We start from the raw sequence: 24713 nt of genomic DNA on the forward strand, positions 1-24713 counted from the left end.
CGACCGAGTCCCGCCGCGAGCCGGTCAGGTCGCCGACCGCGCCCTGCAGCTTGCCGCCCAGCGCCTGCGCGGCGCCCGTGATCCGATCCGTGTCGACCATGTCGTTCTCCTGTTGCGATCTCGGTTGTGATCTCGGCCGTGTCTCGTTCGGCCGCCGCGGTCCCGGGCCGGAACCCGTCGACCGGTCCCGGTCAGGCACCCTCCGAGCCCGAGGGCTTGGGGCGTCCGGATTTCGGCGCCTCGGCGTCACGCTTCTGACGCCGGCCTTCGGCTTCGACGCGCACCGCGCCGGTGAGCTTGCCGATGGCTTCCGTCACCGAGCCTTTGAGATGATCGGTGGAGGGCGTCTTCCTGTTGTCGGTCATGGGCACCTCGTCGTTCCTGAGTAAACCCTGGCCGACCGGAAGATGCGCGCACATCATCCGCGATCAATGATCTTTCCATACCGGTACGATAGACCTCGACGGCCAAAGTACTGCTTGCCCGCCGGATTGCTCGAACCGGGACCATCCTGCGCCACGCGCATGCGGTTCTGTGCCTCCCCCTCGAGCCGGACATCGACCGACTTTCGAGCCGGTCGCCAATCCCGGACCAAGGCTCGCCTCACCTCACTGCGTTCATACCGGCTCGCTGGTTGCGGGGCACAAACGGGTCGTGCGCAACCCGGTTCCCTCACATAAGTGTTTTTCCTGGTATGTCCGCATCATTGACGCGGCGCCTCCCGACCAAAGATTAATGCTCGCCTGAGCCATAGGGCCGCCTGTCGAGGACAGGCGCCATATCCTGACCGACATGAGCATGCCGTCCATGCTGAACGTCTACGAACATCTGACAAAGCCGACCGTCGGGGGCACCCCCGTCTCGCGCGTTGTCCGCGATCCGGGATTGGATCGGCCCGTACACTATCCAGAAGTTGTGGGCATCGACGAAACTTCGCGACTTGGCAGAGGGCTCCGGCGCCTGTTGGAAGCGCTCGATGCCGCGGCGGCGACAGAGAGCTTGGCCTCATTCCAGGCCGACCTGATCGCGGCGGTGCCGCACCTGCGCCGGTTCGCCCTGTCGCTGACCCGCGACGGGGTCGAGAGCGAGGACCTCGTTCAGTTCACCCTGCTCAAGGCCTGGGAAAACCGGGAGCGGTTCCAGCCCGGGACCCGGCTGAAGGCGTGGCTCTTCACGATCCTGCGCAACGGCTACCTCAATGGGCGCCTCAAGCGCCGCCGCGAGGTTCCCGACCCCGATGGCCTGCACGCGGGCCGGCTGTCCCAACCGGCCGACCAGGAGAGCAGGATCGACGTTCGGGATATCCAGTCGGCCCTCGACAGGCTCGAGCCGGCCCAGCGCGAGGCGCTGATGCTCATCGCGCTCGACGACCTGTCCTACGAGGAAGCGGCCGCGATCATCGGCTGTCCCCGCGGAACCGTGAAGAGCCGAGTCAGCCGGGCGCGCGACCGGCTCGCCCGGGAACTCGGCGAGGCCTGAGCCTGGAACCGGTGTCGCCGAGCGCGCCGTCCGACCCCACCAGGCCGGCCGCCCGTCCGGGAGGCGCGCCGCGACGGCAAACCCGACCCCGAACCCGGCGCGTGATTGAGGGACCACGACCCTGAGCCACGACCTGAGACGCCGCGCGGCCGCCGAGTGCTTCGGCCTGTTCCGGTTGGCGTGCTCCGGGCCGGTGCCGATTCACCCGATCTCGATCCCGCTGACCAACACCCCGATGAGCCCGGCGCGGTCCGCCGGCGACGCGTACGGCGCCCGGCCATGGCTGTTCTGGCCGGCGCCCAGATCGCCGGTGTCCTGATCGCCCGCGTCCTGATCGCCCGCGTCCTGGCCAAGCGGCTCTGCGCGGACGACAGGATCTCCGACACTCGCGTGGTGGAGAAACGCGCCGCGTGATCCGGTTCGCACGCGCGCGATGCTCCCGCCATGGCAGCGCGGGCCTGCCGCGCCGCCCCGAAGAAAAAAACGGCGTACTGGTAGAATTTTCTCAGTGCGTTGAGGCTGTTGGTCCCCATATCGAGTCTACGGAGCCGATCGCGGCGTGCTCGCGGGCTCCGCCCACATTTCGAGGTTGTGCTGGGCGGACAGCCCTCTTGCCCGGCACGGCCGCGAGGCCGGATGCCCGTGCCACTCCGGGCGCGCGTCCGGCCCGTTGCCTTTCCGTCATCCGGGTCGATATCCCGGCCGTGAGGAAACCCATGGCACATCCAGGTCTGCCAGCCGCGGGATCCGCCCATCCCGACCCCGTCGATCGACCGCCCGGCTTCGAGCCGCCTCCGAGGGAACGACCGCTCGGACCGGACGAGCCCTCGGCACCCGTCGATGTCCCTCCGGACCTGCCGAAGCCGGACCTCGGCCCCGACGTGCCGCCCGGCGATCCCGAGGGACCGGACCTTCGTGCCTGAGACAGGTTTCGGCGGTCGCGAGGGCGGCGGGTCCGAACCGTGCCTCCATGCGGATCGCGCCTTGAGCGCCGCGACGGAAGCCGGCCTCACGGTCGCCGAACTCGAAGCCCTGCTGCGGGGCAGGCCGCCGACCGAGGTCGTACCGCCTTGGCCCGGGGAGGATCCGGATACCTATGCCGACCGCGCCACCGGCGCGTTCATGACTCTCTATCTCAGTGCGGATGTGGCCGACGACTCCCCTCCCGGCTGACGACGCAGCCTCCAGACTGCCTACAGAGGAGACCATGATCCGACTGAACGACATCATTCTCGTGCCCGCCGTGCTTCTCGGCCTCGGTCTCGCACCGGCGGCGGCGCAGACGGCGAACCGCTTCGACGGCGCGTGGTCGGTGGTGGCGACGGCCGACAGCGGGAGCTGCGCCGGGCCGTACCGCTATCCCATCGTCATCCGGGACGGGAACGTGGACGATGCCGGAGCCAATGGTGTCGACACCTCCGGCCGCGCCACTACGGATGGACGGATCACCGGCACGATCCGCCAGGGCCTCGCCAACGTCTCGGTCTCGGGCCGCCTGCGCGGAACGGGGGGCAGCGGTCGCTGGACGCTCTCCGGCCTGACTTCCTGTTCGGGCCGCTGGACGGCCCGACGATCGGGCTGAACCGGCAACGCGGTCGCAAAACAGGTCGGCGGCGCATCCCGGCCGGGACAGCCCAGACCGCCCCAGCGCAGGAACGGACCCGACGCCGGAGCGTAGGCCGCGAAGGGCCGGAAGGAACCCCTACCCCGGTCGCCCGGCAGCTTACCGGCGCGGGGCATCCCGGGAGGGCCAGTTCCAGATAAAATTGGGCCCGTCTGCGAGGCTGATAGCGGTCAGCACGGGCGTATGGCACTCGTTCGATACGATGACAGCGACCGGGTAGGTGCCGCCGTCGTGATATGCAGCGGCAATCGTCAGCAGGTCACGCGCGTGCGCTTCAATGGCAGAGCGGCCGGCACACTCCATCGCTTGCTCGTCCCAAAAATACCCGGCCGTGTTGCACACGTCGAAAAAGAAGGCTGCCATCGGCTCCTCCGGGGCCAGCCGCACAGATGAGCGCTCTCAGCCAGCGTTTAACATAGATCAATCGAGCGGCCGCAGACAGGCTGCCACCGGCGCCAAAACGGCGGGTTCCCCGCGCTCATTGCCGAGGTCGTTGAAGCCGCATGGGCGAAGGGCATCGTTGCCGTTCCCTCGATCCCTCGACCGGCCGCATGGCGCCCGTGCGCGTCGCGAACAGGCGCAAGCGTGGTCCGGTCAGGTCCGGCCGCGCCTCGCCCCGCGTGTCCGACGCGGTTCGAATCGCGGACCATGCATGCGATGCTTCACACCGGACGGCTCCCGCCCGTCTTCGCTGGCAGCGCGGCAAGACCGCGGCCGTCCTGGGAAACCCGGCGATCCACCGGTGGACCGGCGCCGGCCGCCGGGGCGTTCCGCCCGGGCGAGGAGGCGCCCAGGGCAAGCGGCCACATGGCGCTTGCCCGCGTCCTACGCTCTGCTGTCGACGCTGACATCAGGGATCAGCCACAGGGATCATCGATGGCCCATATCCTCGTCATCGGAGCCAGCCAGGGGATCGGGCTGGCGACGGTCAAGGCAGCCGCGGCCGCCGGCCACCGCGTGCGCGCCTTCGCCCGGTCCGCCAACGCCATCGCGGTATCGGAACCGGGCGTCGAGCGCTGTCCGGGAAACGCCCTGAACGCGCGCGACATCGAGGCCGCACTCGCTGGCGTGGATGTCGTGGTTCAGGCGCTCGGCGTCCCGTTCCGCGACCTGCTCGCACCGGTCCGCCTGTTCTCCGACGCGACGAACCTGCTCGTTCCCGCCATGGAGAAGGCCGGCGTCCGCCGGCTCATCGCGGTCACGGGCTTCGGCGCGGGCGACAGCCGCGACGCCATCAGCCCGTTGCAGCGCCTTCCGTTCCGACTGGTGTTCGGACGCGCCTACGACGACAAGGACGCCCAGGAGATGCGGATCCGTCGCAGCCCGCTGGACTGGACCCTCGTCCGTCCAGGGGTTCTCACGGGCGGGACCGCGACCGGCCGTTACCGCGTCCTCGATACGCCCTCATCCTGGCGCAACGGACTGATCGCGCGGGCCGATGTGGCCCAGTTCATCGTCAGGCAGATCGCGGGCGCGGATCAGGTCGGCAAGGCCGTGGTGCTGATCAGCCATGCCCTCCCGATCTGAAGGCCGCGGCGCAGATGCGCCGGGTGCGGGCCGCGCTTCGGCGCGTCCGTGACGGGAGGAGGATCGGGGTGATGGCGAGATCTGGTCCGACGCCGGGCGCTCCGTGCGACCTGCGCCTCCTCAACGCGACCACCGCCGACGGTCGCACCCTCGCGGTCGACATCCAGGCCGGGCGGGTGACCGCGCTCCGGGACCCGGGTGAGACCCGCGAGGCCCTGCCGCGCGCCGCGCGGACCCTCGATCTCGCCGGAGCCCTGGTGCTGCCGGGCCTGTCGGACGGGCACGTCCATCTCGACAAATGCATGCTCGGCCTGGGCTGGCGGCCGCACCGGGCTCGGGGCTCGGTCCGCGCGATCATCGAGGACGAGAAGGCCTTCCGCCGCACAAGCCGGCTCCCGCTGGCCGAGCAGGGCGCCGAGGCGCTCCTCGAACGCATGCTCCGCGGCGGCACGACCAGCCTGCGGACCCATGTCGACATCGACGACGTCACGCGCCTCGATCACCTCGCCCAGATCCTCGACCTGCGGGCGCGGTGGGCGGACCGCATGCAGATCCAGATCGTCGCGTTCCCGCAGAGCGGCATCCTGCGCTGCCCTCCGGTGGCGGAGTATCTCGACGAGGCCATGCGGATGGGGGCGGACCTCGTCGGCGGCCTCGATCCTGTCGGCATCGACGGCGACCGCGACGGACCGCTCGACGCCGTCTTCGCCCTGGCCGAGCGCCACGACCGGGCCGTCGACATCCATCTGCACGACGCGGGCGAGACCGGTCTCGACGAGATCGACGCGATCCTGGCCCGCACGGCGGCTGCCGGGCTCGGCGGGCGGGTCACCATCAGTCACGCCTTCGCCCTCGCGGACGCCGACGACCTGCGCCTCGGCCGGATTGCGGAACGCCTGAGCTGCGCCGGCATCGCGATCCTGAGCAGCGTGCCGGGCGGGCGCCGCTGCCCGCCGATCCCGCGCCTGCGGGAACTCGGCGTCGCGATCGTCTTCGGGACCGACAACGTGCGCGATTGCTGGAACCCGTCCTCGGTCACCAGCATGATCGATCGCGCCCAGCTCGCCGCCTACCGGTTCGATCTCCGGAGCGATGCCGACCTCGCGGCGCTCCTCGAGCCGATCACCGCCGTGCCGGCGCGCGTCGCGGGCCTGGGGCCGGGCACCCTGAGCCCCGGCGTGCGCGCCGACCTCGTCGCCTTCGACGCGGCCTGCGCGCCGCAGATCATCGTCGAGCGCCAACAGCCCGTGCTGGTCGTGGCGCAGGGCACCGTCGCCGTCGACCGCCGCGGCCCGGCCGGGGCTTCGTCCCGGCCGCCCGCACCATGATGCTAGTTGAGCCGGGCCGCGATGCCCCCGTGCCACCACCGCGCTACTGCAGACGCGCCCCCTCCGGATCCGCCCCGTGATGGGCGATCTCACGGCCGATCTCGAACAGCAGTAGATCAATCAGCAGCTGCATCCGCGTCGTGCCATGCTGCAGAAGCACGTCGCGCAGGCCGAGGCAGCGATCGGCCACATCCGAGAGCGCGTCGATGCCCGTCGGCAGCCGGTCCGTGATGTCGAGCAACACGCCGTAGCCTGCGCGCGTCCCGTCCGCATCCTCGATGACGCGCCCGCGATCCAGCAGCACGCGCACGCGCCCCTCGGGTGAGCGGACCCGATACTCCATCACGTTCGGTCCGCCCCGCCGCTCATGCTCGTCGACCCGTGCGAACACCCGCTCCCGGTCGTCCGGGTGTAGGCAGGCAAACGACGTGTTCAGGTCCAGAACCTTCCCGGCCAGCGCGGGGTCGCCGGTCAGCAGCTCCGCCGAACCGCGATCCAGGATGACGCCGCCGTTCGCGACCTGCCAGTACCACGTGCCGACGACGCCAGCGGCGATCAGAGCCTCTCTCAGATGCAAACCGGTATCCATGATCGTGCCGCCTAGAGAATCGCCGTCCCGCACCGGCTCCTATTTGCTATCATAAGTTGGTTTACGTCCCCCAGTGCATGAATACCACGCCGCGCCGCCATCAGGTCGGGCCCCGGGCAAGGGCGGGGCCGGCCGGCCGCCCGGGCGCTCGCAGCACGCTACAACCACGCATTGACAGCGCCGCTCGTTCGGACCGGCCGCCGCCCGACGCTCCGCGGCACCGCCCGAACTATGACGGTCTCGCGGGACTGCTTCCACTCAGCCTGGCTTCATGATCCAATATCGTCCGTGCAGGGTGCCCATTCCGCTCAGGATCCGATGCGCCGACAGCCTGTGGCCAGGCCGGGGGTCCGGCCGCGATCCGAGACCCGCGACCGGCGCCCGGCCGGCGGCACCGCATAAGGCGCGCATCGCTCGGCGCGTTCGCGGCGCTCCTCCTCGTCCCGGCAGTCGTCCACGGACAGGATGCGCTCGGCTTGTCCGGCCTGAACCTCCCGCGCCTCGACCTCTCCCCCGAGGCCGAGATGCGCGCCAGGGTCGCCGCCGTGTTCCCGGAAGCCGGGCGCGTCCGCTTTCGGAAGGTTCGGCCGATCCAGACCGAGGCCGGTCAGGACGCCGCGTTCTGCGGCCAGGTCAGCGGCGCCGGACCGGACCGGCCGGAACAGAACTTCCAAGTGTTTCTCTACAATCGGACCGGCGGGAGCGAGACCGTCCGCATCCTCGGGTCCGAGGCCCTGAACGGATACCGGGTCGGCCGGAAGATGATCGGTGCCCTGAGGCGCGCCGGCTGCCTGTAGATGGCCGGACCGGCGGCCGGCGAAGACTGTAACGGCCAGCGAAGGTCCGGTCGTTCCCGGCCAAGCCGGCCCGTGTCATGCTCCCCGACGAAAGAGAGAGACCGATATGGGCCCCCACCGCCGCACCACTGCTCTGGCTCGTCTATGGGCCGCGGGCACCCTGCTCGTTGCGGGCGCAGCCGCCGCCCAGGAGGTGAAGCGGACCGAACTCGGCCGCTCACCGGTCTCCGGCGATGAGGGGCGGGAGATCGTCATGCAGCTCGTCGAGATCCCGCCCGGGGCGACCTCGCGACGGCACTTCCACAACGGCGAGGAGGCCTTCTACGTGCTCGAGGGCGCGCTCGCCCAGGCACAGGGTCAGGCGCCGAAGGAGCGCCCCGCCGGCGAACGCGGGATCAACAGGCGCGGCGTACCCCATGCCGGCTACACGGTCGTCGGTGACAGGACCCTGAAGATCCTGTCGGTCTACGTCGTCGATAAGGGCAAGCCGCTCCAGGAGCCGGCCGAGTGACCCGGGCGCAGCTTCGCTCCGTGCTGTACCGCGCCGTGCCGGCCCGGTACCGTCTCATCCGTGGCGGAAACATGGCAAAAGCTTGACCATTGCGGCCGAATCAGTTTATAGCTTGACCGTTGCGTTGCGGATACACCCCGGAATCTTCTGGAGGTTCGGATGTGCGCGCGGAAGACGTTCTACATCTTCGTCAAGGCTTCGGACGAACAGCAGTTCTGCGCCGTCCGGCAGGACCAGCCGATCCCGCCGATGATCGACGGCGTGCGGTGGACTTACGTGAGCTGCATCGACACGACGCGGGACAGGCCGTTCGGCTTCGACCTCGACAGGGCGCACGACGCCATGCGTCGAGGCAGCGTCTACTTCTATCGGCGCGAGCTGATGTTCCGCCGCACCAACTTCCTGCTGGAAGCCGCCTGACGGCTGGGGCCGCCTGCTGCTGCGGCACCGACACGGCGGCCCAGCGAAGGATCCGCCGTCGCAGGCGAAAAGCCCAGTGCGGGACCGCCACCCGGCACCCCGACGGGCTGCCGGAGGACCCGGTCCACCGCCGGGCGCACGGCGCCACAGCCTACGGAGCCTCGTCGGGCGCCGCAGCGGCGCGGGCGCGCGCCCAGTCCCGATCGCGCTCCGCCTGCTCGGCGCGCTGCTGCGCCACGTAGGCCTCCTGATCCGCGCGTTCCCGCCCGCGTCGACGGGCGTCCGCCGTCGCCGCCCGCTTGCGCCACGCCTCGGTCTGCGCCTTCTGGCGGAGCAGTTCCTCGACCGTGATGGGGTCCACCGCCGGCTTGGGCTCGGCCCAGGCATAGGTGCGCCGCGGGGGCGGCTGGGACGCGTGCGACGGGCCCCGCGGCTGCCGGACCGCCCGGAGCGCCTCGGCCACCGTGAGGCCGGCGGCGGCGGCGATGCGCGCGGCGGCGGCGCGACCGGCTGCGCGCTCGCCCGGCGTCGCGCCCTGCTCGGCCAGCGCAAGGCACTTTTCGAGCCGGTCTCGGTCGGCGGGTGTCATACGGGATGTCATAGCGTGGAGCCGCCGGGCCTGTCTCGCCCATCCGAGCCGCTGCGCCACGGCGGGCGCCGCGTGCGGGGGCCCGGCCCTACGCTCCGGGCCGCGCCTTCTCGCCGTCCCGCACTTCGCCGAGCGCCACGAGGATCCGCTCCAGGAGCGCCTTCGAATGCCGGGCCGCGTTCCGGCCGGCCGGGTCGTCCGGCAGGCCGGACCTGGCGTCGTAGGCCGCACGCAGCTTCGCGAGTTGGCGCATCCGCAAGTCGGGATCGCTGGAACCCACGGCCCCTCCCTCCCAGCTGGCTTTTGTCCGCGGTACGCCCCCGCAAACAAGTCCTTCGACCATCCCGAGTCGGGGAGTTGGAAAACCGTGTCTGAACGGTCCCTACGACCTTTAGCGCCGGGACGCCTGGACATACGCCGCAGGCTCCCCGACCGTACGGTCAAGGATCCGGTACCGTTGTGGTCGGCACCAACCATCAGACAGGGGGTTCCACGCCCCAGAATCGCGCGTACGATCCTGCCGGACTTCTAGTCGCCCCTAGGAAGGAAATCCAGCCCGTCGCGCGGCTTTCCGCTGCAGGACCCGAAAGCCCGCATCGACGACGATCGCCAGCGCGGCGACGGTGAGCCCCCCCTGCAGGACGTAGGCGGTGTTGCCGGTGAGCAGGCCGGAGACGATGACCTCGCCGAGGGTGCTGGCCGCAACCGTGGAGCCGAGGGTGGCGGTGGCGAGGCCGATGACGGCCGAGACGCGGATCCCGGAGACGATCATCGGCAGGGCCAGCGGCAGTTCCACCTGGACGAGCCGCTGGCGACCGGTCAGTCCCAGGCCGCGGGCCGCCTCCCGGAGTGCCGGATCGAGGCCGCTCAGGCTGGTCAGCGCCGTCTCGAAGATCGGCAGCAAGCCGTACAGGACCAGGGCGATCAGGGTCGGCACGGTGCCGAACCCGACGACCGGCACCGCCAGCGCCAGCACCGCCACCGGCGGGAAGGTCTGGCCGAGATTGGCCACCGCCCGGGCGAAGGGCAGGACGTCGCGCCCGGCCGGACGGGTCGCCACGACGGCGAAGCCCACGGCCAGCAGGCTCGCCGCCAGGGTCGCGGCGGCCACCAGCAGCAGGTGGTTGACCGCGAGGGTCAGCAGCGGCGTCTGGGCGTAGATCGGCGGGGTATCGCCGGGGGCGAAGGGCCTGAACAGCGCCGCGAAGGCTTCCGGCTTGGTCAGGAAGCCCCCGAGGCCGGCGAGGAGCAGGATCGTCAGCACGCGCGGGATCCGGCTCATGGCTCGGCGCCCTCGGCCTCGAGGGCCGCGCGCGTGACCCGGCCGAGGATCACGCCGTCCCGGCTGACCGGCAGGGCGGCGCGGCGTGACCAGAGACTCTCGGCCAGGGCCGCGCGCACGGAGGTCCCGACCGGGATCGGTTCGCCCGGCGCGGCGCCGGGCTCGACGAGCTCATCCACGACGCGCAGGGCCATGAGCTGGAATGCCCGGTCCCGGCCGCCGAGGAGCAACCGGACGAAGTCGGTCGCGGGCGCACCGATCAGCGCCGCGGGACTCGCCTCCTGCACGAGGCGGCCGGCATCCATGACGGCGATGCGGTCGCCGAGGCGCAGCGCCTCGTCCATGTCGTGGGTCACCAGAACGATGGTGGTGCCGTAGCGCCGCTGGATCGCCAGCAGGTCCTCCTGGGCCCGGCCGCGGATGATCGGGTCGAGGGCGCCGAAGGGCTCGTCCATCAGCAGGATCGGCGGCTCGGCCGCCAGGGCGCGGGCGACCCCGATCCGCTGCTGCTCGCCGCCGGAGAGCGCCCCGGGCAGCCGGTCGCGGTAGAGCGCCGGATCGAGGCGGAACAGGCCGAGCAGCTCGTCGACCCGCGCGGCGATCCGGCGCCGGTCCCAGCCGAGCAGGTGCGGAACGGTTCCAATGTTCTCCGCGACGGTGCGGTGGGGAAACAATCCGTGCCCCTGGATGGCGTAGCCGATCCCGCGGCGCAGGACGTGGGGCGCCACGCTGCGGACGTCGCGGCCGGCCACCCGGATCGTGCCGGTGCTCGGCTCGACGAGGCGGTTGATCATCCGCAGCAGGGTCGTCTTGCCCGATCCCGAGGTGCCGACGACGGTCAGGATCGCGCCGGTCGCGACCCGCAGGCTGACGTCCGTGACGACGGGGCGGGCGCCGAAGCTGCGGCTGACCTGCGCGAGCTCGATCATGGCCTCTGCTCCCGCAAGCGGCTGGCATCGATGACGGCATCGAGCAGGATCGCGGCGGCGCCCGCCAGGGCGACCGTGGGCAGCGCCCCGAGCAGGACGAGGTCGCCCGCGTTCTGGCTGATGCCCTGGAACACGAACACGCCGAGGCCGCCGCCGCCGACGAGACCGGCGATCACCGCCAGACCGATGTTCTGGACGAGGACAATGCGGACCCCGGTGAGGATCGCCGGGCGGGCGAGGGGCAGTTCCACTTGGAACAGGCATTGCCGCCCGGTCATGCCGACGCCCCGCGCCGCATCGCGCACCGGGCCGGGCACCGCCTCGAGCCCCGCGACGGTGGCGGCCGCCACCGGCAGGAGCGCGTAGGCGAACAGGGCCACGAAGGCCGGCGCGGCACCGATGCCGGCGATCCCGAGACCAGCCGCCCCGGGAACCGTCCGGCCGATCCAGGCGAGCGGCGCGATCAGCATCCCGAACAGCGCCATGGACGGGATGGTCTGCACGACGTTGAGGACCGCGAGCAGCGCCGTGCGCAGGGCGGGGACCGGACGCGCCAGGATGGCCGCCGGGATCCCGATCGCGGTGGCGGCCGCCACCGAGGACAGGGCGAGACCCGCGTGGGTCCTCACCTCCCGGCCGAACGTGTCGGAGCGGCTGGCATATTCCCGGAGCACCGAGAGTTGATCCCAGAACCCGGAGCCCAGGGCGAGCCCCGTCAGGAGCGCGCCGGCCGCCAGCAAGGCGATCCTGACGCCCGGCCCCGGCCGCAGGCGGGCCAATCCGTCGCCGAGCGCGAGGCCCGCGGAGACGAAGGCGAGCCACCAGCCCGCGTCCGGCGAGACGCGGGCATACCGGTCGCCGGGCGCCGTCAGGTGATCGGCCGCCCAGCCGGCCGTGAGGCAGAGGAGCAGGAGCGCCGCGGCGCCGGCCGCGACGCGCAGGCGGGGGGCGACCCGCAGGGCGAGCAGCGGCGCGGCGAGCCCGAGGACTCCCCCGAGCGCCAGGGCGTGGCCGGACGGCAGCGCCGACCACGCCATCAGGGAGGTCCCCTCCGCGATCCTGTTCGGCCGGGCCGTCATCAGAGGCAGCGCCAGGACGCTCAGTGCGATGAAGGCCGCGAAGACCGAACCCAGCGGATCGACGCCGGAGCGGATCAGGCCGGGCGGCCGCCCCCCCGGGTCGGGGCGTATCCACGTCACAGAGGCTCCTCCATCCCGATGATGAGCGCGGGCGCCGGTCCACAGGTAGGGCGATCGCGGACGGAAGGCGCCTCTCCCCGAGCCCGCGTAGACCGCGTCAGTCCGGGACCGCGGGGAGGCCAGGATGTCCGGCCGCGGCAGGCGCCCGCATCGCCGGCTCGCGCACGAAACCGTTCCGCTGAAGGAAATCCGCGGCGACCGAGGAGGCCGGCTCGCCGCCGAGCTGCACGCGCCCGTTGAGTTCCCGCAGCGTTCCCAGGTCGAGCCGGCGGAAGACCGGATCGAGGATTGCGGCGATCTCAGGATGTGCTCTCAGGACTTCGGCGCGGACCACCGGCGCGGGCTGATAGACCGGCTGGACCCGCCGGTCGTCGTCCAGCGCGACGAGCTTGGCGGCGGCGAGGCTGCCGTCGGTACCGAACACCATGGCGGCGCTCGTTCCGGAGGTGCCGCGCGCCGCCGCCGCGATCGTGGCGGCGGTGTCGCCCCCCGCCAGGATGACGAGCTGCTCCGGCTTGAGCGCGAAGCCGTAGGTCCTGCCGAAGGCCGGCAGGGCGGCTGGCGCGGAGACGAATTCCGAGGAGGCGGCGAGCTTGATCGACCCGCCCCCGGCCACGTAGCGGCCGAAATCGGTCATGGTCTTGAGCCCGTGGGCCTGAGCGATGTCGGCGCGCACCGCGATCGCCCAGGTGTTGTTGGCCGAGGCCGGCGTCAGCCAGACGAGGTTGTTGGCCCTGAGGTCCAGGGCGCGGGCGGTCTCGTAGGCCGCCTCCGGATCCTTCCAGACCGGCAGGCTCTGCTGCCCGAAGAAGAAGGCGGCGTTCCCGGTGTATTCCGGATAGATGTCGATCTGGCCCTCGATCAGGGCCTGGCGCACGATCGCGGTGGCGCCGAGCTGCGTCCTGTCGGTCGTCGGAATCCCGTGCGCCTTCAGCACCTGGAGGATGATCGACCCGAGGACCCCGCCCTCTGTGTCGAGCTTGGAGGCGACCACGACGGGGGCGGCCCGCGCGCCCGACAGGGCGAGGAGCAGCCCGACGAGGCCCGCGAGGATCCGTTTCACCACCGCCCCGCCCCCTGCCCGCCCCGTACCAGGGCTCCCTATCGCGTTTCGCCGGACGGTCGAAGGGGCACTGCGCGGTGACCTGACGCCCGAGACCGGTGCGGAGATCGGATCCCCCCGTCTCGGGCGCGCCCTTGGCCCCATCCCGCATCCGGCTCCGCGACCGTCGACGGGTTTCCTCGTCGGACGCGCCGTGGCCTCATCGCCATCGCGGGAATCGGGGTCGGTCTCGCGGCCGGGCATCGCGACCGAGGAGCGGACGCTCGCGACCCCGACCCGCCTGCGCGGCCGGGATCGGCCTCGCGATCGACGATTTCGGGACGGGCTACTCCGCGCCCGATTGTCTCCGCCGCGTCCCCCTCGTCGGGATCAAGGTCGATCGATCCTTCGTGCGCCGGCTCCCGGTCGATCCGGCGAGCGCCGCGATCGTCCGCGCCGTCGTCCCGATGGGAGCGCGCAGCGGCGTGGCGATCACGGTCTGGGGTATGGCGACCGCCGAGCCGTTCGCGCTCCCCGCCGCGCCCGGCCGCCGGTGTCCGGTCCTTCGTCGACCCCCGCGAGGCCGCAGGCACCCGCAGGACGACGCGGATCCGTTCCGGCGAGTCGACCGCAGCCGCTGCGCGATCACGGGAGCGCCGACGAGGTCCGCCAGATCGTCGCAGCGCCGGAACGCCGAAGCCGGTGCCGCGGGCGCGCTGCTGTTCGCCCGGCTGCATGTCGTGGAGGGTGCCGGAGGGCTTGGCCGCCGCGGTGGCGGCGATCGTCGGAAACGCACCTCCGCGCGCCGATATACCGGATCCGGCCAACCATGACGGGTCACCGGATCGGAACCGGGAAACAGCACACGTGATCAAATGCTCGAAATTCCGTTAAAAGTCTTTAACCTTTACAAAGATCTGTGATGAACCACGACGCGCGCACCGACTTTATCTGGCGATCTCTACCATAGGTTGAGCTCCATGCAGTCAGCGTCGTATTCGATCTTCGTCCGCGATCTTGCCCGCTCACAGGGGCGCGCTCCACAACTTCTGGCCTATGACATCGACGACCGAAGCGCGGCGGAAGCGCTGGTCTCGGTGATCGCAGCCTCGTACCGGGACCACGGCTTCAACCCGGCGACCCGGACGCACTGGTTTCGGTACGACGGCAGCCTGCACGAGATCTACGCGTGGCCGATTGCCTGACGGCGGTACGGCCGCCCGCAGACTGCCGCTCGCGCCCCGTCAGGTTCCGCAGAACGTCCGGTAGCCGACTCCGCCGCCCGCGGGCGGTTCCGCGTAGACGGCGTGTTCCGGCTGATCCGCGAACGGGCGGGAGAGCACGGCCAGCATCTCCGCGAAGGGCGCGAAATCGCTGCGCTCGACGGCCGCCTCGATCATCGCCTCCACGCGGTGATTGCGCGGGATGTAGGCCGGGTTGACCGCGCGCATCGCGGCCGCGGTCGCGGTCGGGTCACGCTCCTGCTGCGACAGCCGCACGCGCCAGCGGCCGGACCAGGCGTCGAACGCGGTCGGATCGACGAACAGGTCGCGCACCGCGGTCTCCGCCTCCGGCCGTTCAGCCGCCGCGCACAGGTTCCGGAACGTCAGGGTGAAGTCGGCTTGGTTCTCGGCCATCCGCTTGAGGAGATCGCCCGCCAGCGCCGGATCGTCCTCCCGGGTCTCCGCGAGCCCGAGCTTGCGCGCGAAGCCGCCGTGATAGGCCGCCTCGAAACGCGGCGCGTAGCCGGCGAGCGCGGCCTCGGCCTCGGCGACCGCGGCGGTCTCGTCCTCGGCCAGGAGCGGCAGCAGGGTCTCGGCCAGCCGTGTCAGGTTCCAGAGGGCGATGCGCGGCTGCTCGCCGTAGGCGTAGCGCCCGTTCTGGTCGATGGAGCTGAAGACCGTCCGGGGATCGTAGACGTCGAGGAACGCGCAGGGGCCGTAGTCGATCGTCTCGCCGGCGACCGCCATGTTGTCGGTGTTCATCACCCCGTGGACGAAGCCGACGAGCAGCCAGCGCGCCACGAGTTCGGCCTGGGCGGCCACGACGGATTCGAGCAGCGCCCGGTACGGGCTCGGGGCCTGCGCGGCCTCCGGATAGTGCCGGGCCAGAACATGGTCGGCGAGCGCCCGCAGGCCCTCGACGTCGCCCCGGGCCGCGAAGAACTGGAAGGTGCCGACCCGGATATGGCTCGCCGCCACGCGGGTGAGCACCGCGCCGGGCAGCAGGGTCTCGCGTACGACGGGCTCGCCCGTGGCCACGGCGGCGAGCGCCCGGGTGGTCGGGATTCCGAGCGCCGCCATGGCCTCGCTGACGAGGTACTCGCGCAGCACCGGCCCGAGCGCCGCGCGGCCGTCGCCGCGCCGGGAGAACGGCGTCGGGCCCGAGCCCTTCAGCTGGATGTCCCGGCGCCGCCCGTTCCGGTCGACCACTTCGCCGAGCAGGACAGCGCGGCCGTCTCCGAGTTGCGGCACGAACTGACCGAACTGATGCCCTGCATAGGCCGCCGCGATGGGGTCGGCGCCCTCCGGGACGGCGTTGCCCGCCAGCGCCGCCACGCCTTCAGGGCCCGCGAGCCAGTCCGGATCGAGGCCGAGTTCCTCGGCCAGCGCGCGGTTCAGCCGGATCAGGCGGGGCGCCGCCACCGGCGTCGGCGGGCGGCGGGCGAAGAAGCCCTGCGGAAGGCGGGCGTAGCTGTTGTCGAAAGGGAGTGCCGTCATCGGGACGATCTATGAAGGGGAGGTTCGGCCGGCAAGCGGGACCGCCGCCGGGGTATCGGATCGATGGTGCAGGAGACCCCGGTCAGCATCTTGGAGATCGGCCGGAGACGCGGAGGCGTGATGGTGTCGCGGGTCGTCCAACGGGCCTGCGGCATCGTCCGGCACATCTCCACACTCCGGCTAATCGCGCTGGCGCGGGGTGGTTCGCGCTCCGGGTGCCGCCGTCTCACGCGTCCGCCGGGCTGACGGCCGCCGGCGCCGGGCAGGCCAGGAGGTCGGACGGCGCGCGGCCGCGGGCACGCGCCCGCACCGCCAGGGCTCCCCCAGCCAGCAGTGCACCGGCCAGCACGTCCGGCAGATAGTGACCGCCCGCATTGATCGTTGCGACGATCACGGCCCCGTTGAGCAGGAGCGCGAGCGGGCCGAGGATCGGCAGGGGCGCCAGCGCCCAGGCCGTCAGGATCCCCAGACAGACGTGGAAGGACGGGAACGTGGCGAGGCCGCGCAGGTCGCCCAGGGCCAGCGTGTCGAGGGTGCCGGCCCGCAGCCGTGCCACCGGTTCGAGGTGCCAGAGTGCGCCGACCGTCTCGAGCGGCTCGGAGGGAACGTGGCGCGGTGCGTAGGTGGCGTAGGGTCCGAGGGCCGGCAGGAGGGCGGCGAGGACGATCACGCAGAGGAGCGTTGCGGAAAACAGCCGCGTGAAGCTCCACAGCCGTCCCAGGCGGCGGGTGGCGCTCAGCGCGATCACCACGAGCCCGACCTGCGGCCCGCTGGAATGGTACGCGAGGGCCAGCCACCAGGACAGGGTGGGATGCGCCGCCATGAAGGCCACGTAGGCCGTCCAGTTGAAGCCCAGCCCGGCCTCCAGACGGACCAGGGCACCGTCCACGAAGGGCAGCGCAAGGCCGGCGGCGAGGTAGTGCAGCACCGTCACCGGCACCGTGAACGCGATCAGGAACGCGGTCGCCAGAGCCATGCCGCGCAGCGGCGGGTCCGACTTCACCGTGCTCAGGCCGGCGGCGGCGATCAGAAGAACGAGGACGAGCACCGCCGCGAGGACGAAACCGCCCGGTTCGACCGCGATCCCGGCCATTCCCATCCAGGCGGCATCGATTGCGATGATCGCGCCGGTCAATCCCCAGAGTCGGGGATCGGGCGCGGCGATCCCCGACAGGTGGCGGCGGAGGATCCGCGGACCCGGAGCGGAGCGGAATCGATGGGGGGGTGCGGGCTCGCGAAGGCTTCGGGCGACCCGTTCTTGACGCATGTTCCCGCTCAACCTGCCTGCGACCGCCTCGTCTCGGCCGCATCGGGCAGACTTGCGAACGACGCATCGGTCCGCCGGCGGACCATTCGGCTCTGGCCGTGCTGCACCGGGCAGCTACCGGTTCGACCCCGACGGCGTCCCAGCGGCCGGCGGCGCCGCGGCCGCAGGCGGTTTGCCGGTGCCGACGGCCCCCTCGGTCGGCGGTACCGTGGAGGGGCTGGTGACCGCGTCGGTCGCGGTCTTGCCCGGCTCCTGGGTGTCGGCGGCGGGCTTGCCGGCGGTCTCGGACTTCGGCGCCGCGCCGGTCTTCTCCTGCGCCCAGGCGGCGGCCGGAAGGCCAGCCAGGGCGACGGCGGTGAGGAGAAGGGCGGGAATCGACCGGTTCAAGCGCGGCTCCTGACGATGACTACGGGCCAACGGTCGTCGGACGGCGTCGTTCCGCGCCTCGTGAACGCCGCCGGAGACCCGCACTTCGCCGGGTCTCGGCCGCGCCGCGCCGGCGCAAACCGCAAGAGGGCCTCCGTGGCAGGCGACAGGACCGACGACCTCGAGATCCGGACGATCGGGCAGGCGTACGGCCCGATCGCGCCGGCCGGCGGCCCCACGTTCGGGAACAGCCCGCCCCGAAACGCTGGGCAGCGGGGTCCGGCAGGACGTCCGCGATCCCGACGCGCAGGCCAACGCCGGCCAGAACGGCCGGCCGCAGGCCCAGGGCCCGGCCACCGTGACGCACTGACCGGCGCGCCCCCGCACCGCCGGTCCGGCCTCACCCGTCACCGGTGGGCCGACGCGCTCATTCCGCCGCTTCGGCCTTCTTGGACTTGCGGCCCCGGCCCGACTTCGCGGGTGCAGAGTCGCGGCCATCCGTGTCCGCGGCTTCCACGGTCTCCGCGGACTCGGCACGCTTCGCGGCCGGACTCCGTCGCTTGTGGCCCAGGCCGGCATTGCGGGCGAACTCGGCCCGCATCGCCGAGTAGTTCGAGGCCGTCGTCGGATAGTCGGGCGGCAGGCCGTAGCGTTGCCGGTACTGTTCGATCGTCATGCCGTTGCCGGTGAGATGCCGCTTGAGCGTCTTGTACGGCTTGCCGTCGATGAAGCTGATGAGCGCGTCCGGGGTGATCGACTTCTTGATCTGCGCGGGCGTCGCCCGCTTGAAGTCCGGCTCGGCGGACGCAGTGGACTGGCCAAGTCCGGTCAGCGCAGCATGGACGCCGGACAGGAGCGTCGGGAGGTCAGGTACCGGAACGGAATTGTTGGCCACGTAAGCGGAAACGATGTCGGCGGTCAGCTCGACGAAATCGACCTGGTCCTGATGCGGGACTGAAGTGTTGTCTTCCATTGGCGCCTCTCACGCGGGGGTCGACCATAGACGTGGCGTCTCCTGTCGCGCGTCAAGTCCGCAACTGAAAGAATATAACTAATTGTGGTTGTTATCTACCAGATACAGGTCAAAATACCAACATAGATCAATCAACTGCCGCACCGAGGTAGCTGGCATCGCGGGGCGTGCGTTGATCACCGGCGTCGGCTCCACGCCGTCCGCCGGATTAAGAAAGTCTTAACCGCATCGTGGTCTCTGACGGTGTCGCTGCGGCTTGGGGACCTCACGAAGCCGAACGGCAGGCGGGCCGAACTTTGTCCCAGTTCGGCCCGCGCCCTCCGGGTCGCGCTCAGGCGCTGGCGGCATCGCCTAGCGGCGTCGCGATGGCGCCCCGTTTCCCGGCCGGAACCACGGCCTGCAGCACCCGCGCCGGCCCGGCCCCGAATTCCGCCCGGTAGGTCCGCTCGAGGGTCATCAGCGTGCGCATCGGCGCCTCCGCCAGATCGAGCAGGCGCGCGTCGCGCCAGCGCAGCTTGGTCAGGCCGTTGCGGCCGAACCATGCCGGCCTCTCCTCCTCTACGAGCAGAACCAGCTTGCCCGTCCACGTCCTGCGAAACCAGAACCGTCCCGTGAGCTTGGCCGCGCCGAACATGCAGCACCCCGCGTGCGAGCCCCCATACAGTAACGCTTGGAAAGCTCGGCGGTTTCCGGCGGCGACAGGGACTTTGCGCGATCGTGGCGCCGTCTCACAGGCGCGAACGCGCCCTGACTGATGCTCCCGACGGCCGGTCCGGCAGGCGTGCCCGTCCGATCCGGTTTGGGTCTCACGGGTCCCTTTTCGGAGTGCTTCGGCCGGCGGCCAAGGACGCTGGACTAGCGTTTCCTCACCGTGGGGACTGGGGTCCGCCGGCGTCGCGGCGGTCTACGTGCGGGCGTAACCTGCATCCGGTCGAGACGACGCGCCGACGCTGCGAGACCAGTCGGCACACCGCTCCGTGGTTCATCCGCGCGCCGGACCGGTCAGGCGGCGACGCGCCAAGCCTGCAAGCGCGAGCCCGGCGCAGGCGCCGGCCAGCGCGGCTCCGGCCTTGACCAGGAAGTCGTCGAACCGGCCGTGGCGCGTGCTCGTCAGGGTCTGCGCCGCCTCCAGGCCGCCGGCAACCAGGACGCTGCCGAGCAGGATCATCAGCCAATGCCGCGGGTAGCTCACCATCATGACCAAGCCACCCACCGCGTAGGCGGCGATCCGCTCAACGCTGGGATCGGCGGTCATCACCGGCCGGAGGCCGATCGGCACCAGCGTGACGAGGACGATGAGGGCGACCAGCGCCCATGCCGCGAGCCGGATCACCATGAGCCAGCGCCTGTTCGATCTCGGCATCGAAGCCCCGTCATACTGCATGGACCGCCCGCGCGCCCGGAAATGACCGGTCGCGGGCTGTAGCATAACGGCCGTTCAGGTTCGGAAATCCTTACGCCCGCCGGATCGCGGGCGTCGCGCCCGCGCGGGGACGTCGAGCCTCGCGTGACGGCTTGGTCATCCCTGGTCCGAAGGACGGTCCCCGGGCTCGCCGCATTGAAGTGGCCGCGATGCCGTGATGCGGCGCAGTGTTGCCGATCCGTTCTATCCGGCGGCCCGGCGCATCGGGCATAGGAGCATCATGCGCATGCCGGTGTTCAGCCTGTCCGCGACGCTCGTCCTGATGCCCCCTCCGGTGGTATCGGGCCCGATGGCCGCCCCGGTCGACCCGCGTGTCCTGCAGTCGGCCTGGCACCGCTGCCTGCGCGAGGCCTACGCGCACCAGCCCGCCGGCCAGAGTCGCGCGGGGAACGAACGCAACGCCCTGGACGAGTGCAAGCCCCGCGAGGACGCGCTGGTGGCGGCCCTGATGTCGGGTCACCGGCCCGACGACGCCCGCTCCGGGACGCTCTGGGCGCGGACATGGGCAGCCTTCGTCGAGCCGCTGACGGCCTGGTTCGGGGCGCTGCGGCGCTGAGCCTGCGGCAGCGTTCCGGTCAGGAGGTCGACCACTCGCGCTTCACCTCCTCGGCCGGCCGGTCGAGATGCACGATGCCGTCTGTCACGGACTGCACGAAATCGAGGGGAATGTAGTGGTGGAGGCCGCCCGAGGCGGCGTCGCTCTTGGTCAGCTTGATCTCGCCCTTATCCACGTGATCCACCGTGCCGACATGGGTCCCGTCCGAACCGACGACCTCGGCGTGCTCCCGGATCTGCGCGACATCGACCATTGAATCCTCCCGATTTCCGATGACAACCGGTCCGGTCGCGAGCCGCAGAGATGTGCGGCCGACCGCGGCCGCCGGCGGGGACGCTTGCGCGCCCGCAGGCTAACGGGGGTGGAATGACGGTGTTCCGGGCCGGAGCGACGCCCGGGCCGGCGCCGGAGCCTCCGCGGCGTCGCACCGCGCCGGCAGTCCCGAACCGCGCCGAGGGAGGATCGTTGCGTCTTCATGACAGACACGAACCGACCGCCGCATCTGGATCCGCTCGTCGAGGCTCGCCGCCGGGAGATGGCGATAGAACACCTGCTGTTCGGGACGATCCGTTTCCTCGCCCAGCGCCATCCGGAGCTGCTCGACGACCTCGAGGGCAGTCTCGATCACCTCTGGGACAAGGTCGAAGGCGAGGCGCGCGACGATGCGGCCGTGCGCAAGATCGCGAGCCGCATCGTCAACAGCCTGCGTGCCGAGAAGTGAGGCGGCTTTAGCGCTGGCCGTCGCTCAGCTTGATGGTCGGGATCATCTCGACGGCCTTCGCGGTCACGCGGTCGAAGGTTTCGCCGGTCAGGCCGCGTTCCGTCGCCAGTTTCCTGATCCGGTCGGCATGCTGGGAAAGGGTAAGGCCGAAATAGGTCCTGTCTGTCGCTTGGTCGACAGCCTCGTTTGCCACGCTTCAACTCCTGTTCCTAGTGTGGGCCGGATCGCAGATCTGGTCGAACGTGCGCCGATCTTCAAGACCCGGACGGAGCTCGGAAGCTCCGCCCGGGCTTCGTGAACGGGCGGGCCGGGATCCCGCGCGCCCGGCACCCCGGAGCGACCGGCCCGGCGGCGCGCGGCGGAGCGGCGAGACTAGCGCGCGCACCCGATGCAGATGCCGCGGGTGATCGCATCGTTGCGCTGCTCGACGGCGTCCCGGCGTTCAATGCTGCCGGTCTCGTTCAGGTTGAGGGCGTTGGGATTCGGGACCGTCTGACCCGTCGAGGCCGTGTGGGGTGCCTTGGCGGCCGTGGCGGGGCCGCCGCCCGTGCCCGTCTGGCTGATCGGGTCGGCCCAGGCCGGGGCGGCTCCGAGCGCGAGGGTCGCGGCCAGGAGGGTGGCCGGGGCGAGGATGTGGGATCTGCGCATGTGAATCTCCCAAAACGGCATGCGTCTGTCTGCGTGAAACCGACGCATCCGGGCTTCGGAAGTTCCCGCCGGCGGCCATCTCCGGCCCGGTCGGACATCCCCGTCGTTGGGGCTGCCGGCAGCCCCCTGACGGAACAACGGCCATGGCCTAAGAGGATCCGCGAAGATCCGAAGGGGATGGACTGATGGGCAACGGCGACGGCAGCGGCGCGCCGAACGCGAAGATCGCGGAGGTACAGCGCCTCGCGACGGCGCTCGCCGCCCGGGTGCGCTACGCACAGCTGGTGGGGCGGCCGGTCTACGAGGAGCAGATCTCCGCCCTGGTGAGCGCCGCGCGCCTCATGGACGAGGCGAACGCGCCCTGGCCACCCATGGTCGAGGAGGTGCTCACGGAACTCGCCAAGTCCCTCGACGGCGCCGACGCGGCGGCCGCTGCGGCGGACGCGACCTGAGATCGACCGGGCGGCGATCCTCGAAGGATCAGCCGCGCCCGCCGCCGTCTGGCGGCCCCGTATCGACACCCGGACCGGCGCGGGGGGAGCAGGTCGCGCCCGGCATCGGTCGCACGGCTCGCAGGATCTCCAGGAACGTCCCCGCCGCCCCTTGGCGCTGCGCGCGGGGTTCGGGGCATCCGCAGGTGGAGCAGACGGTCCTGACGCGCCTCGTGGAGGCGCTCCGACCTGAAGTTCCGGGCGGCGGGTGCGGTGCCCTCACCGAGCCCTCATCGACGCCGCCGATACCGCGCCGGACGCGTTCGAGCAGCGCCCCCCGTCGACCGACCGGGGGTCGGCGGCGCCCCCGGGCTGTGATCCATTTGCCGATCAGCCGAATGTCCCCAGCCAGCGGAGGGCATGGCGCAGGCGGGCGGTCCCGTCGCCGGCGAACCACTGCCCGTGCGTGAAGATGACCCGTTCGGGCTTCAGCGCCACCAGTTCCGCGGCGGCCCGCGCCGCCGCCTGCCGGCGCAGCTTGATGACGAGGCGCAGATAGGGGGGCGGCTGCCCGTGCGGCGGGGTCATGCGGGCGAGGCGCAGGAACGGCCGGAGGAGCGCCGGCATCTTCGCCGGCTCCAGGTTCAGGACGAGGTCGGTGAGGATCAGAGTCCGGCTCGCCCCGTGGAAGAACGCGACCTCCCGGAAGGAGAGACCGCCCTGCACCACGACTTGGCGCAGGTCGGCCGCCCATTCCGGAGGCGCCGCGTCGTCCAGAACCCGGTCGACGCGCAGGCCGGAGCGGCGGACCTGTCCGCGCTCGCGCAGGTTCGGGGCCGCCCAGGTCGCCGCGTCCGGGCAGTGGGTCTGCCAATCCTTGAGGAAGGTCCAGTGGGCGATATTCGGCGCGACGAGGTGGCGGATCGGCCCCAGCGCCGCGATGTCCCGGTGCAGGCGCGCGTCGTAGTGCGTCGGCGAGTGCAGCCAGAGCCCGCCGTCGTGCAGCCGGACGACCGTCATCCGGACCGGGAGCGGAATGCCGAGGGCGCGCAACGGGCCGCTGTCGACGATCCACACGCCGTCGGCCACGGGCTTGAGCACGTCGAGGGGGGGATAGGTCGCCTCGGGCAAGAACCGAAACCTCTGTCGATCGTCCGGGAAGGGAAATCCCCCCGCACCAGCCCGACAACCCGAACCGGCACACCGGATTTCCCGGATGGATCGACGCAGATGCTCCTCTTCCCGCCTCTTCCCGCCTCTTCCCGCTCCTACGCTCCCACATAGTCCGGCGCGGCCGGATCGGCCGGCCGGGTCTGCAGGGCGCGCAGCAGCGCGATCGCCAGACCGAGGATCGTCAGCACGTCGCAGGTCAGGCCGAAGACAGAGCCGACCAGGAGGTTATGACCGGCCCAGCACAGGGAGGCGCCGAGGAAGAGCAGGCGCATGGCCTGGGGCGCCTCGTTCAGGCGCGCCGTGGTGGCGAGCAGGGTTCCGAGTGCCGCGCAGGTGGACGGCCAGCCGTTCCACGTGACGAGCGTCAGGCAGGCCGCCGCGAGCGTGCTCGCCGCGAACAAGGGCCGGACCCAATGGCTACGGCCCGGCGCGCCCACGCAGTGCAGCGAGACGAGGCTCTGCATCACAGAGATGGCACACATCGCCATGCCGGTGAGCGCTCCGAGCGTCAGGTAATGAGCGCCGAAACACGCCGCGCAGGCCGCCGACGCCAGGAGAATCCGGTCCCGGCACGGCATGATGCCCGCAGTAAAGCCCAGACAAAGACCCAGGGACCCGAACAGGTCCAGGTGCGTCACAGCCGAAGCAGACCAGGAATACAGACAATCGAGGGCGTTCATCGTCAGCGCTCAGCCGGCGCGGATGCGCCGTTCCTGCCGGTTGCGCTAGGTTTTGATGGTAATCAGATCGTTAACGTTGCGCCGCCGGATACGCAGGACGGCGTCGGCGTGACCGCAGTGCCGCAATGCTCGACCGGTGTCGGGCCGGTCTTCCCCGCCGGGGTGGAGATGACCCAACCGCGGCCGAGTGAGGGACCGCTCGCAAGGCCAGCCTCCATGCGGCGTCCGCGGCTCAAGGTGGCAGCGTCCGAGGCGCTTCGATACGAAGTATTCGACCCCCTTATCGACCTCCGATACCTAATTAACATAGATCAATAGCGGGGTCAGACAATCCGGATTGGGGAACAATGCCTGCAGCATCCGGTTTCCAGGGCATTCAATTCGGGGCGACACCGTGGTCGATCGGGCCGCGGTGCGTGCGATCGTGCCCGATTTCGGT

General features: G+C 71.1%; 34 protein-coding genes and 1 pseudogene. 14 read left to right on the plus strand and 21 right to left on the minus strand.

Going from position 1 to position 24713, the window contains the following annotated elements:
* Together MFF58_RS32490 and MFF58_RS20895 are read right to left on the minus strand one after the other, a co-directional pair.
* Positions 1-100: CsbD family protein (locus MFF58_RS32490; RefSeq protein ID WP_505744320.1), on the minus strand; the 100-nt coding region annotated here is incomplete at its 3' end.
* 91 nt (positions 101-191) lie between these two features.
* Positions 192-365, minus strand: coding sequence for a CsbD family protein (locus tag MFF58_RS20895; RefSeq protein WP_238290857.1), 174 nt, complete (start codon positions 363-365; stop codon positions 192-194).
* Positions 366-999: 634 nt separating this feature from the next.
* On the opposite strand from MFF58_RS20895, the gene MFF58_RS20900 reads away from it, so the two are divergent.
* From MFF58_RS20900 to MFF58_RS20910, 4 genes are all read left to right on the plus strand, one after another.
* Complete coding sequence (locus tag MFF58_RS20900) at positions 1000-1479, plus strand: sigma-70 family RNA polymerase sigma factor (protein ID WP_238290858.1); 480 nt, start codon at positions 1000-1002, stop codon at positions 1477-1479.
* Between the two features lie 279 nt (positions 1480-1758).
* A complete protein-coding gene (locus tag MFF58_RS32320) occupies positions 1759-1893 on the plus strand; it encodes a hypothetical protein (protein ID WP_279602928.1) in 135 nt (44 codons plus the stop codon).
* A 570-nt stretch (positions 1894-2463) separates the two neighbouring features.
* On the plus strand, positions 2464-2652 hold the full coding sequence (locus MFF58_RS20905; RefSeq protein ID WP_238290859.1) for a hypothetical protein: 189 nt from the start codon (positions 2464-2466) through the stop codon (positions 2650-2652).
* Between the two features lie 34 nt (positions 2653-2686).
* A complete protein-coding gene (locus MFF58_RS20910; RefSeq protein ID WP_238290860.1) occupies positions 2687-3061 on the plus strand; it encodes a hypothetical protein in 375 nt (124 codons plus the stop codon).
* Positions 3062-3202: 141 nt separating this feature from the next.
* Here the strand turns inward: MFF58_RS20910 and MFF58_RS20915 are convergent, their stop codons facing one another.
* Positions 3203-3466, minus strand: coding sequence for a DUF6894 family protein (locus MFF58_RS20915; protein WP_238290861.1), 264 nt, complete (start codon positions 3464-3466; stop codon positions 3203-3205).
* A 513-nt stretch (positions 3467-3979) separates the two neighbouring features.
* On the opposite strand from MFF58_RS20915, the gene MFF58_RS20920 reads away from it, so the two are divergent.
* Both MFF58_RS20920 and MFF58_RS20925 read left to right on the plus strand, forming a co-directional pair.
* Positions 3980-4630, plus strand: coding sequence for an NAD(P)-dependent oxidoreductase (locus MFF58_RS20920; protein WP_238290862.1), 651 nt, complete (start codon positions 3980-3982; stop codon positions 4628-4630).
* 71 nt (positions 4631-4701) lie between these two features.
* Entirely contained in the window at positions 4702-5958 is a 1257-nt protein-coding gene (locus tag MFF58_RS20925; RefSeq protein ID WP_238290864.1) for an amidohydrolase, read from the plus strand.
* A gap of 43 nt (positions 5959-6001) precedes the next feature.
* On the opposite strand, the gene MFF58_RS20930 is transcribed toward MFF58_RS20925, so the two are convergent.
* Positions 6002-6580 (minus strand): PAS domain-containing protein, encoded by a 579-nt coding sequence (locus tag MFF58_RS20930; RefSeq protein WP_238290865.1) that lies wholly within the window; start codon positions 6578-6580, stop codon positions 6002-6004.
* Between the two features lie 443 nt (positions 6581-7023).
* Here MFF58_RS20930 and MFF58_RS20935 point away from each other — a divergent pair, with 443 nt between their 5' ends.
* The 3 genes from MFF58_RS20935 (at position 7024) to MFF58_RS20945 (ending at position 8275) form a co-directional block, all read left to right on the plus strand.
* Positions 7024-7344: a hypothetical protein gene (locus MFF58_RS20935; RefSeq protein WP_238290867.1), complete on the plus strand. Its 321-nt coding sequence runs from the start codon at positions 7024-7026 to the stop codon at positions 7342-7344.
* Positions 7345-7450: 106 nt separating this feature from the next.
* Entirely contained in the window at positions 7451-7855 is a 405-nt protein-coding gene (locus tag MFF58_RS20940; RefSeq protein WP_238290868.1) for a cupin domain-containing protein, read from the plus strand.
* A gap of 159 nt (positions 7856-8014) precedes the next feature.
* A complete protein-coding gene (locus MFF58_RS20945; RefSeq protein ID WP_238290869.1) occupies positions 8015-8275 on the plus strand; it encodes a hypothetical protein in 261 nt (86 codons plus the stop codon).
* A gap of 151 nt (positions 8276-8426) precedes the next feature.
* On the opposite strand, the gene MFF58_RS20950 is transcribed toward MFF58_RS20945, so the two are convergent.
* The 6 genes and pseudogenes from MFF58_RS20950 to osmF form a co-directional block, all read right to left on the minus strand.
* Positions 8427-8864, minus strand: a complete 438-nt coding sequence (locus MFF58_RS20950) for a hypothetical protein (RefSeq protein ID WP_238290870.1) — start codon at positions 8862-8864, stop codon at positions 8427-8429.
* 88 nt (positions 8865-8952) lie between these two features.
* Positions 8953-9144 (minus strand): hypothetical protein, encoded by a 192-nt coding sequence (locus MFF58_RS20955; RefSeq protein ID WP_238290871.1) that lies wholly within the window; start codon positions 9142-9144, stop codon positions 8953-8955.
* 258 nt (positions 9145-9402) lie between these two features.
* Positions 9403-10146, minus strand: a complete 744-nt coding sequence (locus MFF58_RS20960) for an ABC transporter permease (RefSeq protein ID WP_238290872.1) — start codon at positions 10144-10146, stop codon at positions 9403-9405.
* Positions 10143-11075: an ABC transporter ATP-binding protein gene (locus tag MFF58_RS20965; protein ID WP_238290873.1), complete on the minus strand. Its 933-nt coding sequence runs from the start codon at positions 11073-11075 to the stop codon at positions 10143-10145. Before MFF58_RS20965 ends, MFF58_RS20960 begins: the two co-directional genes overlap by 4 nt.
* Complete coding sequence (locus MFF58_RS20970) at positions 11072-12274, minus strand: ABC transporter permease (protein WP_238290874.1); 1203 nt, start codon at positions 12272-12274, stop codon at positions 11072-11074. Before MFF58_RS20970 ends, MFF58_RS20965 begins: the two co-directional genes overlap by 4 nt.
* Before the next feature lie 160 nt (positions 12275-12434).
* Positions 12435-13340, minus strand: a pseudogene (osmF, locus tag MFF58_RS20975) (glycine betaine ABC transporter substrate-binding protein OsmF); the annotation flags it as partial.
* Positions 13341-13435: 95 nt separating this feature from the next.
* On the opposite strand from osmF, the gene MFF58_RS20980 reads away from it, so the two are divergent.
* Together MFF58_RS20980 and MFF58_RS20985 are read left to right on the plus strand one after the other, a co-directional pair.
* Positions 13436-14149 carry an EAL domain-containing protein gene (locus tag MFF58_RS20980; protein WP_238290875.1) on the plus strand — a complete coding sequence of 238 codons (714 nt, stop codon included), beginning with the start codon at positions 13436-13438 and terminating at the stop codon, positions 14147-14149.
* A 147-nt stretch (positions 14150-14296) separates the two neighbouring features.
* Positions 14297-14521, plus strand: coding sequence for a hypothetical protein (locus tag MFF58_RS20985; protein WP_238290877.1), 225 nt, complete (start codon positions 14297-14299; stop codon positions 14519-14521).
* A gap of 39 nt (positions 14522-14560) precedes the next feature.
* Here MFF58_RS20985 and MFF58_RS20990 read toward each other — a convergent pair whose 3' ends face one another.
* The 6 genes from MFF58_RS20990 to MFF58_RS21015 form a co-directional block, all read right to left on the minus strand.
* Positions 14561-16036 (minus strand): protein adenylyltransferase SelO, encoded by a 1476-nt coding sequence (locus MFF58_RS20990; RefSeq protein ID WP_238290879.1) that lies wholly within the window; start codon positions 16034-16036, stop codon positions 14561-14563.
* A 226-nt stretch (positions 16037-16262) separates the two neighbouring features.
* Positions 16263-17129 (minus strand): phosphatase PAP2 family protein, encoded by an 867-nt coding sequence (locus tag MFF58_RS20995; RefSeq protein ID WP_238290880.1) that lies wholly within the window; start codon positions 17127-17129, stop codon positions 16263-16265.
* 288 nt (positions 17130-17417) lie between these two features.
* Complete coding sequence (locus MFF58_RS21000) at positions 17418-17690, minus strand: hypothetical protein (RefSeq protein ID WP_238290881.1); 273 nt, start codon at positions 17688-17690, stop codon at positions 17418-17420.
* Positions 17691-18096: 406 nt separating this feature from the next.
* Entirely contained in the window at positions 18097-18642 is a 546-nt protein-coding gene (locus tag MFF58_RS21005; RefSeq protein WP_238290882.1) for a Ros/MucR family transcriptional regulator, read from the minus strand.
* Positions 18643-18973: 331 nt separating this feature from the next.
* A complete protein-coding gene (locus tag MFF58_RS21010) occupies positions 18974-19276 on the minus strand; it encodes a hypothetical protein (protein ID WP_238290883.1) in 303 nt (100 codons plus the stop codon).
* A gap of 348 nt (positions 19277-19624) precedes the next feature.
* Positions 19625-20005, minus strand: coding sequence for a VanZ family protein (locus MFF58_RS21015; RefSeq protein ID WP_238290884.1), 381 nt, complete (start codon positions 20003-20005; stop codon positions 19625-19627).
* A 217-nt stretch (positions 20006-20222) separates the two neighbouring features.
* Between MFF58_RS21015 and MFF58_RS21020 the strand changes: the two genes are divergently transcribed.
* Complete coding sequence (locus MFF58_RS21020; RefSeq protein ID WP_238290885.1) at positions 20223-20621, plus strand: hypothetical protein; 399 nt, start codon at positions 20223-20225, stop codon at positions 20619-20621.
* A gap of 19 nt (positions 20622-20640) precedes the next feature.
* Here the strand turns inward: MFF58_RS21020 and MFF58_RS21025 are convergent, their stop codons facing one another.
* Positions 20641-20874: a DUF2171 domain-containing protein gene (locus tag MFF58_RS21025; protein ID WP_238290886.1), complete on the minus strand. Its 234-nt coding sequence runs from the start codon at positions 20872-20874 to the stop codon at positions 20641-20643.
* Positions 20875-21096: 222 nt separating this feature from the next.
* Here MFF58_RS21025 and MFF58_RS21030 point away from each other — a divergent pair, with 222 nt between their 5' ends.
* Entirely contained in the window at positions 21097-21342 is a 246-nt protein-coding gene (locus MFF58_RS21030; RefSeq protein ID WP_238290888.1) for a hypothetical protein, read from the plus strand.
* 7 nt (positions 21343-21349) lie between these two features.
* Here MFF58_RS21030 and MFF58_RS21035 read toward each other — a convergent pair whose 3' ends face one another.
* Together MFF58_RS21035 and MFF58_RS21040 are read right to left on the minus strand one after the other, a co-directional pair.
* Complete coding sequence (locus MFF58_RS21035) at positions 21350-21535, minus strand: hypothetical protein (RefSeq protein ID WP_238290890.1); 186 nt, start codon at positions 21533-21535, stop codon at positions 21350-21352.
* A 179-nt stretch (positions 21536-21714) separates the two neighbouring features.
* Complete coding sequence (locus tag MFF58_RS21040; protein ID WP_238290892.1) at positions 21715-21990, minus strand: hypothetical protein; 276 nt, start codon at positions 21988-21990, stop codon at positions 21715-21717.
* 185 nt (positions 21991-22175) lie between these two features.
* On the opposite strand from MFF58_RS21040, the gene MFF58_RS21045 reads away from it, so the two are divergent.
* A complete protein-coding gene (locus MFF58_RS21045; RefSeq protein WP_238290893.1) occupies positions 22176-22442 on the plus strand; it encodes a hypothetical protein in 267 nt (88 codons plus the stop codon).
* A 369-nt stretch (positions 22443-22811) separates the two neighbouring features.
* Here the strand turns inward: MFF58_RS21045 and MFF58_RS21050 are convergent, their stop codons facing one another.
* Both MFF58_RS21050 and MFF58_RS21055 read right to left on the minus strand, forming a co-directional pair.
* On the minus strand, positions 22812-23552 hold the full coding sequence (locus MFF58_RS21050) for a DUF4336 domain-containing protein (protein WP_238290894.1): 741 nt from the start codon (positions 23550-23552) through the stop codon (positions 22812-22814).
* Between the two features lie 137 nt (positions 23553-23689).
* Positions 23690-24274 (minus strand): YgjV family protein, encoded by a 585-nt coding sequence (locus MFF58_RS21055; RefSeq protein WP_238290895.1) that lies wholly within the window; start codon positions 24272-24274, stop codon positions 23690-23692.
* Positions 24275-24713 lie beyond the last annotated feature (439 nt).

This window comes from Methylobacterium longum, assembly GCF_022179385.1.
GTDB classification, from domain to species: Bacteria; Pseudomonadota; Alphaproteobacteria; order Rhizobiales; family Beijerinckiaceae; genus Methylobacterium; species Methylobacterium longum.